This window comes from Pseudomonas sp. FG6 (assembly GCF_057809015.1).
Window position 1 is genome coordinate 74,182 of record NZ_JBMDJD010000027.1, and the last position, 10,511, is coordinate 84,692.

Annotated in this window: 9 protein-coding genes; 6 read left to right on the forward strand and 3 right to left on the reverse strand. The window is 61.1% G+C overall.

Features of this window, described 5'->3' with window-relative positions; all coding sequences use genetic code 11:
* Window positions 1–138: 138 nt before the first annotated feature.
* Window positions 139–654 (forward strand): DUF2062 domain-containing protein, encoded by a 516-nt coding sequence (locus ACODSJ_RS18010; RefSeq protein WP_489103017.1) that lies wholly within the window; start codon window positions 139–141, stop codon window positions 652–654.
* A gap of 868 nt (window positions 655–1,522) precedes the next feature.
* Here ACODSJ_RS18010 and ACODSJ_RS18015 read toward each other — a convergent pair.
* The 3 genes from ACODSJ_RS18015 to ACODSJ_RS18025 form a co-directional block, all read right to left on the reverse strand.
* Window positions 1,523–2,302 (reverse strand): ABC transporter permease, encoded by a 780-nt coding sequence (locus ACODSJ_RS18015; protein ID WP_489103018.1) that lies wholly within the window; start codon window positions 2,300–2,302, stop codon window positions 1,523–1,525.
* Complete coding sequence (locus ACODSJ_RS18020; RefSeq protein WP_489103019.1) at window positions 2,299–3,231, reverse strand: ABC transporter ATP-binding protein; 933 nt, start codon at window positions 3,229–3,231, stop codon at window positions 2,299–2,301. Before ACODSJ_RS18020 ends, ACODSJ_RS18015 begins: the two co-directional genes overlap by 4 nt.
* Before the next feature lie 135 nt (window positions 3,232–3,366).
* The gene (locus tag ACODSJ_RS18025; RefSeq protein WP_489103020.1) at window positions 3,367–3,990 is read right to left on the reverse strand and encodes a glutathione S-transferase family protein; all 624 of its coding nucleotides are present in this window, start codon (window positions 3,988–3,990) and stop codon (window positions 3,367–3,369) included.
* 297 nt (window positions 3,991–4,287) lie between these two features.
* Here ACODSJ_RS18025 and ACODSJ_RS18030 point away from each other — a divergent pair, with 297 nt between their 5' ends.
* The 5 genes from ACODSJ_RS18030 to ACODSJ_RS18050 all read left to right on the forward strand — a co-directional run bounded on the left by ACODSJ_RS18030 (window position 4,288) and on the right by ACODSJ_RS18050 (window position 10,213).
* Window positions 4,288–6,735, forward strand: coding sequence for an acyl-CoA dehydrogenase (locus ACODSJ_RS18030; RefSeq protein ID WP_489103021.1), 2,448 nt, complete (start codon window positions 4,288–4,290; stop codon window positions 6,733–6,735).
* 121 nt (window positions 6,736–6,856) lie between these two features.
* Entirely contained in the window at window positions 6,857–7,264 is a 408-nt protein-coding gene (locus ACODSJ_RS18035; protein ID WP_024776930.1) for a PA2817 family protein, read from the forward strand.
* 660 nt (window positions 7,265–7,924) lie between these two features.
* Window positions 7,925–9,148, forward strand: coding sequence for a type II and III secretion system protein family protein (locus ACODSJ_RS18040; RefSeq protein WP_489103022.1), 1,224 nt, complete (start codon window positions 7,925–7,927; stop codon window positions 9,146–9,148).
* Window positions 9,149–9,204: 56 nt separating this feature from the next.
* Entirely contained in the window at window positions 9,205–9,918 is a 714-nt protein-coding gene (locus ACODSJ_RS18045) for a tetratricopeptide repeat protein (RefSeq protein ID WP_489103023.1), read from the forward strand.
* A 22-nt stretch (window positions 9,919–9,940) separates the two neighbouring features.
* Window positions 9,941–10,213: a DUF3613 domain-containing protein gene (locus ACODSJ_RS18050; protein WP_489103024.1), complete on the forward strand. Its 273-nt coding sequence runs from the start codon at window positions 9,941–9,943 to the stop codon at window positions 10,211–10,213.
* The last annotated feature ends 298 nt before the right edge of the window (window positions 10,214–10,511 follow it).

Below are 10,511 nucleotides of genomic sequence, written 5' to 3' on the forward strand. Positions count from 1 at the left end.
TCCTTGAGAGTTCTCTCTTCAGGCATAGACGGCCTGCGGCACTGCGGGCGTTATCAATTGTCACAAAGTCTGAATCTGCCCGCCGTAGAATCCGGACATACTTGCGGCCTTACTGCGTTGAACCGACCGAGAAGCCTTATGCCCCGGCGCTTATTCAAACGTTACATGCCAGACCCTGAGAGCATCCGGGAACACAAATCCTTACGTTTTCTCGGCACCCTGCTGCACGATCCCAACCTCTGGCACCTCAACCGCCACTCAGTCGCCCGGGCGATGGCCGTTGGCCTGTTTGCCGCGTTCCTGCCAATTCCCTTGCAAATGCTGCTGGCCGCCGCACTGGCCATCACGGTACGCGGCAACCTGCCGATCGCCGTGAGCCTGGTCTGGCTGACCAATCCGATCACCATGCCGGCGGTGTTCTTCTGCACCTACCAGACGGGCGCCTGGCTGATGGACGTGCCGGCCCGTACGCTGCCCGAAGCGTTGACGTGGGAATGGATCAGCGGCCAATTGTCCACGTTGTGGCAGCCGTTTCTGCTGGGGTCGGTGGTGACTGGGCTGGTGCTTGGCGCCCTCGCCTATTTCGTCACCATGAGTTACTGGCGCTGGTGGGTGGCGCGGCAGTGGAAGCGGCGTAGGAAAAGTCGGATGTGAGATGCGCGGAGGCTTGCTGGGATTATTAGTTTCGGCTGGTTTCTTTGGGGAGGATGGGGGGGTGAATATCCGTTGCTGCGGTCACGGCGGCTTAGGGTTCCGACCTTACGGCGGCTCACTTTTTTTCAGACGCCAAAAAAAGTAAGCAAAAAAGGCTCGCCCCACCACTCGTGGTTGATGGGGCGCTGCAGATCAAAAGCCAAATCAAAAGCGATGCGGCCTGGTAGTCGAACTGGTTTGGGCGACTGACTGCGATTCCTTGTGGGAGCAAAGCTTGCTCGCGATAGCGGACTTTTCCTCACCCCAACACTCAAACCCTACCTTTCCCCCTGTGGCGAGGGAGCTTGCTCCCGCTGGCCTGCGAAGCAGGCCCCTGCATTATTTCAGGTAAAACCGCATTGCCTGGTTTTACGACTGCTGCGCAGCCGAGCGGGAGCAAGCTCCCTCGCCACAGGTTTTAGGTCGTCTGGGCTGGCCTCATCGCGAGCTTCAGTTAGATCGCTGTGCTTTGGTTTTGGCTTTTGATTTGGCTTTTGATCTTGATCTTGATCTCAGCGCCCCATCAACCACGATGGCCGAACGCAGGCATTGCGCAGTGGGCATCCCGGCATGGAGGCCGGGATAGCCGCACGGGGCCATGGATGGCCCTTCGTGGCGGGCCCACGGAGCAATGCCGGAGAGAGGGAACACCTCGCCTAGGCGAGGTGCCAAGTGGTGGGGCCAGCGTTCTTTGCTTACTTTCTTCTGGGCCGGCATTCCGGGGCGTTTGAAAGAAAGTAAGTCGCCGTCAGGGCGAAACCGTCAGCCGCCGTGACCGCAGAAACGGATATATCCCTACCCCCCAACCCTACACCCGCATGCGGTCTTACTAAGTCCTCATCCCCCGCCCACTGACCAACAACCGCGCGCACCCCACATAAAGCACCACAGTCGCCATCAACATAAAGGAAATCGCGACACTGATCTTGATGTCCGAAACCCCAAGAATGCCATAGCGAAACGCATTGACCATGTGCAAGACCGGGTTCGCCAGGGACACGGTCTGCCAGAACGGTGGCAGCAGGGAGATCGAGTAGAACACCCCACCCAGGTAGGTGAGTGGCGTTAGCACGAATGTCGGGATGATGGAGATGTCATCGAAGTTGCGCGCAAACACTGCGTTGATGAAACCCAGCAGCGAAAAGATCGTCGCCGTGAGCACCACCACCAGTATGGTCACTCCCAGGTGATGCACCTGCAGATGGGTGAAGAACAGCGACAGCAAGGTCACGATCAGGCCGACCGCCAAGCCCCGCAGGACACCGCCCAGGGCGAAGCCGATGAGGATCGTATGGGGTGACACCGGCGAAACCATCAGTTCTTCGATCGAGCGCTGGAACTTGCTGCCGAAGAAACTCGACACCACGTTGCCGTAGGAGTTGGTGATCACCGACATCATGATCAGCCCCGGCACGATGTAGTCCATGTAGGTGAAGCCACCCATGTCGCCGATCTGCCGACCGATCAGGTTACCGAAGATCACGAAGTACAAGACCATGGTGATGGCCGGCGGCAGCAGGGTTTGCGGCCAGATCCGCATGAAGCGCCGGACTTCACGGTAGACGATGGTGTTGAGGGCGATCAGGTTGGGGCGCAGTTCGGAACTCATACCGCCACCTTCGCCAGGTTTTTTTCCACCAGGGACACGAACAACTCCTCGAGGCGATTGGTTTTGTTGCGCAGGCTTTGCACTTCGATGTTTTGCAGGGCCAGTTGGGTGAACAACCCGGTGATGCCCACGGATTTATCCACCTGGACTTCCAGGGTACGGCCGTCCAGCAACCGGGCCGGGTAGCCCACGAGCTGCGGCAAGGCCGGCAGGTCATGCTTGAGGTCCAGCAGGAAGGTTTCCACATGCAGTTGGCTGAGCAACTGGCGCATGCTGGTGTTCTCGACAATGGTGCCGTGGTCGATGATGCCGATGTTGCGGCACAACTGCTCGGCCTCTTCCAGGTAATGGGTGGTGAGGATGATGGTGATGCCTTTCTGATTCAGCTCGGTCAGGAAGGTCCACATCGAACGGCGCAGTTCGATGTCCACGCCCGCCGTCGGCTCATCGAGGATCAACAGGCGCGGTTCGTGCACCAGGGCGCGGGCAATCATCAAGCGCCGCTTCATGCCGCCGGACAATGAACGGGAGGGCACGTCCCGCTTGTCCCACAGGCCCAGTTGGGTCAGGTATTTCTCGGCGCGTTCGTTGGCGATCTTCGGCGGGATGCCGTAGTAACCCGCCTGGGTCACCACGATGTCGAAGGTCTTTTCGAACTGGTTGAAATTGAACTCCTGGGGCACCACGCCGATGCAACGCTTGAGCGCGGCGGGCTCGCGGTCCAGGTCATGACCAAAGACATTCACCGTGCCACTGGTCTTGTTCACCAACGTGGAAAGAATGCCGATGGTGGTGGATTTTCCGGCACCGTTAGGGCCGAGCAAGGCGAAGAAATCACCCTCGGCGACGTCCAGATCGATACCACTCAGGGCCTGGAAACCGTTGCCGTAGGTTTTGGTTAGCTGCCGGATGGACAGAGCGGAACTCATATCGGATTACGCACCAAGAAGGGAAAGAAGAAAAATGGGGTAAAAGCATGCGGCGCGCACGCAAGCCACGGCGCACGGAGGCCATGGTGCGTGGCATCGCCGCACAAGTACAGTCAAGTGTGTCGATAGTAACTATTAAGTCAACGCGGTCATGACGGCCTTGCGGTAAGCCGGACGCGCCTGCAACCGCCCATACCAGGCCTGCAAATGAGGCAGCGAGGTCCGCTCGATGGGCATCTCGAACCAGGCATAAATGAAACTGCCCAAGGGGATATCGCCCATGCCGATTTCATCGCCCGAGAGGTACGGCTCAACGCTCAGCGCCTGGTCTGCCATCGCCAGCAAGGCGTCGCATTCCTTGATCGCGGCCTTGATCGCCGCCCAGTCCTGCTGCTCGGCCGGGGTGCGCAAGACGCCCCAGAACACCGTGCGAAACGGTGCGGCAAAGGATGAGGTGGTCCAGTCCATCCATTTTTCAGCCCTGGCGCGGGCTTGCACATCGGCAGGATACCAGGCCGAGCCCGACGCATGGCGCGCTGCCAGATAGCGCACGATGGTGTTGGACTCCCACAGCACGAAGCCGTCGTCCTCGATCATCGGCACGCGGCCGTTGGGATTTTTCGCGCGGTACTCGGGCGTATCCACCACGCCGAACGCACCACCGGCGTCGATGGCCTCGTAGGTCAGCCCCAGCTCTTCAGCGCACCACAACGCCTTGCGTACATTCGATGAGTTCTTGCGCCCCCAGATCTTCAGCATCACCGCCTCCTCGTTGAATGAATGCCGCAGCAGCATACGCCGGATCAACCACGACTCAAATCGCCCGGGGCACGTGAGGATGTCCATCGCCATCGAAGCAGATCAAGGCGTTTCAGCCAAACAATGACGTTTTCTCACCTTGCCGACGAACGATTTCCCACAGCCGTTGCCAACCAGACTGGCGCGACGCATCGAAGGTTTCCCACGAAATCAGTCCTATCGCGCCGACCGTCGGCCTGGCAGATGCCGTCTAAGCTTTGAGGGCCGGTCTGGCCTTGGTTCACGGAGGATTTACTTATGCTGTTGTTGTGGATACTGGTTCTGGTCGTCGGGAAAGCCTGGCTGGCGCATCGGCGCATCGCCCCGCTGCCCATGCTGGCGATCGTCGCCGCCTATCTGCTGGCCATGGGCATCTTCAGCCCTGCGCCCGGCTGGCTGATGCTGGTGCTCTGGGCAGTGCTCGCCGCCGTAGCGGCGCCGTTGCTGCTGCCGGACCTGCGCCGTCGCTTGTTCAGTGCGCCGATGTTCGACTGGTTCCGCAAGACCCTGCCGCCGATGTCCCAGACCGAGCGCGACGCTATCGAGGCCGGCACGGTGTGGTGGGATGGTGAATTGTTCAGCGGCCGGCCAGATTGGGACAAGTTGCTGGCCTACCCCAAGGTGCAACTGACCGAGGAAGAACAGGCGTTCCTCGACGGCCCCACGGAAGAGCTCTGCGCCATGGTCAGCGACTGGCGGATCGGCCAGGCCATGGACCTGCCGCCCGAAGCCTGGGCGCACATCAAGACCCACGGTTTCTTTGCGCTGATCATTCCCAAGTCCTACGGTGGCAAGGGTTTTTCCGCCTATGCACACTCCCAGGTGGCGATGAAGCTGGCCACCCGCAGTGGCGACCTGGCCTCCACCGTGATGGTCCCCAACTCCCTCGGCCCGGCGGAACTGCTGCTGCACTATGGCACTGAAGAACAACGCGACCATTACCTGCCACGCCTGGCCCGTGGGGACGATATTCCCTGCTTCGCCCTGACCGGGCCACTGGCCGGTTCCGACGCCGGGGCAATGCCCGACAGCGGCGTCATCTGCCGGGGTGAATGGCAAGGCCAGCCAACCCTGGGCCTGCGCCTGAATTGGGAAAAGCGCTACATCACCCTCGGACCCGTCGCCACCCTCCTCGGCCTGGCCTTCAAGGCCTACGATCCCGACCACCTGCTGGGCGACGAGGAAGACCTGGGCATCAGCCTCGCGCTGATTCCTACCGACACGCCCGGCGTGCATATCGGTCGCCGCCACCTGCCCCTCGGCGCCGCGTTCATGAACGGGCCAAACTGGGGCAAGGACGTGTTCATCCCGCTCGATTTCCTCATCGGTGGACAGGCCATGCTCGGCAAGGGCTGGATGATGCTGATGAACTGCCTGTCGGTCGGGCGCTCGATTTCCCTGCCGGCGGTGGGCACCGGCGCGGCAAAATTCACCAGCCTGGTGACCGGCCAGTACACCCAGGTGCGCGAGCAGTTCAACGTACCGCTGGCGGCCTTCGAAGGAATCCAGCAAGCCCTGGCGCGCATTGGCGGCAACGCCTGGATGATGGACGCCGCGCGCATGCTGACCGCCAACGCGGTGGACCTGGGGGAAAAACCTTCGGTGCTGTCGGCAATCCTCAAGTACCACCTGACCGAACGCGGCCGCGAGTGCATCAGCCACGCCATGGACGTGCACGGCGGCAAGGGCATCATCATGGGCCCGAACAACTACCTGGGGCGCAGTTGGCAAGGCGCGCCGATCTTCATCACCGTCGAGGGGGCGAACATCCTCTCGCGCAACCTGATGATCTTCGGCCAGGGCGCAATCCGTTGCCATCCCTTCGTGCTCAAGGAAATGGCCCTGGCGACCCGGGAAGACCAGGACCAGGCCCTGGTCGAGTTCGACGGCCTGTTGCTCAAGCACATCGGCTTTGCCATCGGCAATGCCGCCAGCACCCTGGTGCTGAACCTGGGCCTGGGACATTTCGAAAAAGCCCCAGGCAACGCCCTGAGCCAAGGTTATGTGCGCGCCCTCAATCGGCAGGCGGCGGCATTCGCCCTGCTCGCAGACCTGAGCATGATGCTGCTGGGCGGTGAGCTCAAGCGCCGCGAGCGCTTGTCGGCACGCCTGGGCGATGTATTGAGCAACCTGTACCTGGCGTCCGCAGCGCTCAAGCGTTACCACGACCTGGACTCGCCGGACCACATGACGCCGCTGTTCACCTGGGCCATGGAAGAAAGCCTCGGCCACTCGGAGCGCGCCCTTGATGAACTGCTGCGCAACTTCCCCAACCGGGTCCTCGGTTGCCTGCTGCGCCTGGTGGTGTTCCCCTTCGGTCGCCGCCACAAGGGCCCGAGCGACAAGCTGGATGCACAAGTGGCGGCGCTGCTCGGCCGGGCCAAGGGCGATCCAACCCTCGAAGAACTCTTGCAGGGCTGCTACCGCCCGCAATCGGCGGATGATCCGGTGGGCGCCCTGCAACACGCCACCGACCTGTCGGCCGCCGCGCAACCGCTCTACCGCAAGGTGCACACAGCGCTCAAGCTGGGCCAGCTCAACCCGGCTCCCGGGGAGTCGCTCATCGACGCCGCCCTGGAAGCAGGCGTATTGCAGGCGCGTGAGGCGCAGGCCCTGCACACGGCCGAAGCGGCGCGGCGCAAGGTGATCGACGTGGATGATTTCGCCAAGGAGGAACTGACGCTTGCCGAGGGCAAGGTGCGCTGATTCCGACGGCCATGCAGGCCCTGGTGGCCTGTGTGGTTCATGGGTGCAGACCACTGGCATGTAAAAGCGGGCGCAAGGGCTATATACTCCTGCGCCCGTTTTGCTCTTGAGGACTTATCTCGTGTCCAACGTCGTTGCCGATCACCTTGTCTTGCTTGACCACTTGCGCAGCATCCTGGTCGCCGTGGGTGAGGCCGAACAGGTGCCTGAAGAAAGCCATGCGCTGTTCCTGGAGCGCTTCGACGAGTTGCGTGCGCAACTGCCCGTCGACCCGATCGAGAGCCAATACCTGGGCCAGGATCTCCTGTGCCAGGTGATTGTCCGTTATCCACAGATCGCTCACCTGGTGCCTCGCGACCTGCTCTGGTACTTCGGCGGCGATTGCCTGCACTACATGCCCGACGAAGAGATCGACCTGTACCAGGCCCTCGAAGAACGTCGTTTCGAAGCCGAACAAAACGACGAACCGTTCGACTGGAACCAGGAAAAGCAACTGCTGGCGATGTCGGACCAGGACAGCAAGCACTGATACCAGCCGGGTAAGCCCACCTGTGGGCGCTGAGCTTGCCCGAGGCGGCGATCCGACGATGACGCCAGCCTAAACACCCCCAACCCATGGCGAGGGAGCTTGCTCGCGCTCAACTGCGTGAAGCAGTCGCAAAACCAGGCAATGCGGTTTACCTGGAGCAATGCATGGGCCTGCTGCGCAGGCCAGCGGGAGCAAGCTCCCTCGCCACAGGGGATGGTTTTAATCTTATTGCCCCGCGATCTTAGCGCCTCTCTCCTAGCCTGTTTTGTCGAAAAGACAAATTATTGACGGCGACTTTCACGAAATTTTCTTACCCGTCACTTTTCAGACGTTTTTTTTTGCGCAACGCGTGGCGCTTCGCCATGGTTGAACTACTGTCAAAAAGAAGCGAGCAGGGGGGGCTAGCAAATCGCTCCCTAGCGACAGGATCTGCGCCTGCCCCCACCACTCGATGACCCGGCTATTTGCCAGGCCTGAAGACGTTTTCTGAAAAACGCCTGTCGTTCAGTCAGGCCGAGGCAATGGACCGTCTGCACGTCGCGACGAGGCCTGTTGCCGAAGCCATTGAGTCGTCTGGTGAGATAAAGGGGTAGCCCGGGCCCTGCAAGTGTTCCGAGGCAATTGTTCAGACCAGCAGGGACTTCTGTCGAGGATCACTTTATGAACGATCGCAACGCGTCCGCTTTAAAACACCTTATTCACGGCTTGTTCTGGATGGGACTGGGCCTGGACGCGGCACACGCTGCAGCCAGCAACTGTTCCCAGCTGGACAGCATGCCGGCCACCTTCGAAGTCGGCCAGGGCCTGCAGAATGAACTGCGCATTCCCACCCCTGTGACGAAGTTGGCGGTGGGCGACCCGAAAATCGCTGATGTACAGCCCAGCGGCAGTAATGCGTTCATTCTCACCGGCATCACGCCCGGCGCCACCAGCCTGATGGTCTGGACGGAATGCTCCAAGGTTCCCCGCCAGAGCATGGTGTTCGTCAAAGGCCGGGCCACTGCGGCGCTGACCAGCGTCGCCAGCGTGCCTTCGGAAGACCCGAACTTGCTCGCCCAGGTACAGACCGACATCCGCTTTGTCGAAGTCAGCCGGACCAAGCTCAAGGACGCCGCGACCTCGATTTTCGGCAGCCGTGGCAACTTCCTGTTCGGCTCACCGAGAACCCTGCCCACCGTCGGCGGCATTGTCCGCCCCACATTGCCGGCCAACAACGACATGTTCAACCTGTCGTTCGCCACCGGCAAAACACTGCTGATGATCAACGCCCTGGAAGGCAGCGGCTTTGCCTACACCCTGGCGCGGCCCAGTCTGGTGGCCCTCAGCGGGCAGAGTGCGAGTTTCCTGGCCGGTGGGGAAATTCCGATTCCAGTACCCAGTTCCGGCAGCGATAGCGTGTCCATCGAGTACAAGGAGTTCGGTATCCGCCTGACCCTGACCCCTACCATCATCGGGCAGAACCGCATCGCCCTGAAGGTTGCACCGGAAGTCAGCGAGCTGGACTTCACCAACGCCGTGAGCATCGCCGGCACGCTGGTTCCGGCACTCACCGTGCGCCGTACCGACACCAGTATTGCCCTGGCCGACGGCGAAAGCTTCGTCATCAGCGGCCTGATCAGTACCCGTAACAGCTCGCAGGTGAACAAATTCCCGGGGTTGGGTGACATCCCGATACTCGGTGCGTTCTTTCGCGACAACACCATCAACCGCGAAGAACGCGAGTTGCTGATGATCGTCACGCCGCACCTGGTCCAACCGCTGGCCGTCAATGCGCAACTGCCGACCTTGCCGGGTGAACAGCTGCGCAATTACGACCCGAACTTCTACCGCATGTTCTTCATGGAACACGGTGAATTCGACAACCGCGATGGGCTTTCCCAATGAGCCGGCGCCTGCGGTGCGAGGGATCGACTGTCCATCCGCTTGCCTGGGAGCACTCCATGAAAGCAGTGATTGCGATAGCGGCGACCGTGGTGCTCGCCGGTTGTGCCAGCCATAACGTGGTGGCGTCACGCCCGGCCAGTTGCGCCAAGCCCAGTGGTGATCAGGAACTGGCCCTGAACCTGGCCGATGACATGGCCAACGAGGGACGGTTGTACGCGAGCCTGGCGAACCTCGAAGGTTTGCCCGAGGACCTGGTCCAAGTGCGTTTGCGCAAGGCCCGGGTGCTGCGCCTGATGGGACGTAACGAGGCAGAGCCGTTGTACCGGAGCCTGCTCGGCACGTGCCTGGCCGCTGACGGTGAACATGGCCTCGGCCAGTTGGCCGCCGCCCGGAACGATAACGCCACGGCGACCGAACACCTGGAACGCGCAGCGAAAATGACCCCGACCGAAGGGAAAATCCGCAACGACCTGGGTGTCGTCTACCTCAATCAACGCCGCATCCCCGAAGCACGCTTCGAGTTCATGACCGCCATGGAACTCCAGCAGTCAGACCCGCTGGCTGCGCTCAACATGGTGACGCTGCTGATTTACCAGGACAACTGGAAACAGGCCGCCGAACTCGCGAGCATGGCCAAGCTGTCTCCCCAGCAGGTGGCCGATGCACAAGCGCGCGCCGAGAAAATCAGGGGAGCGGCCAAGAACGCAGCAGCGTCACAAGCGAACCGCCTGACCGAGGTCGTCGACGCCTCATCCGGCACGGTCAAGTAGAGCGCTACGAGGAGTCCAAGAGATGAAAACCAAATCGTTTTTGATCCTGTGCATGACTTGTCTTTCCACCACCACCTGGGCCATCGAGCCTGGGCCCTCCTCGGCGGCGCAACAGGGCACCGAAAGTTGGATGCAGTTGCAGATTCGCGGCGTGGTCGCCTCCACCAACCTGCAGACCGCCTCCGCCACCGAGCGGGAACTGGCCATGCAACGCTGGCTCAACAGCTTCACCTGGCCGATCCCGGAGTTCTTCGAGCAGAAAAAAGGCGGAAGCGTTTCCAGCGGCGACAAGTAAACCTCCAAGCCACGAAAAGATCGCAGCCTTTGGCAGCACCTGTACTTGATCCAGTGCAGGCGTTGTCAAAGGCTGCGATCTTTTGGCTTGAGGACAGTCCCCGCACAATTTGTGGGACTGTGAGAGCGAGCTTGCTCGCGATGACGGTATCACATTCAACATCTTCACCGACTGGCCCGCCGCTATCGCGAGCAAGCTTTGCTCCCACAGAGGACTTATGGTGCTGACGATACCGGTGAGTACCCCACAGAGGATGTGTGGTGCTCGCGATGCCGGTAAACGCCCCACAAAAATGTGG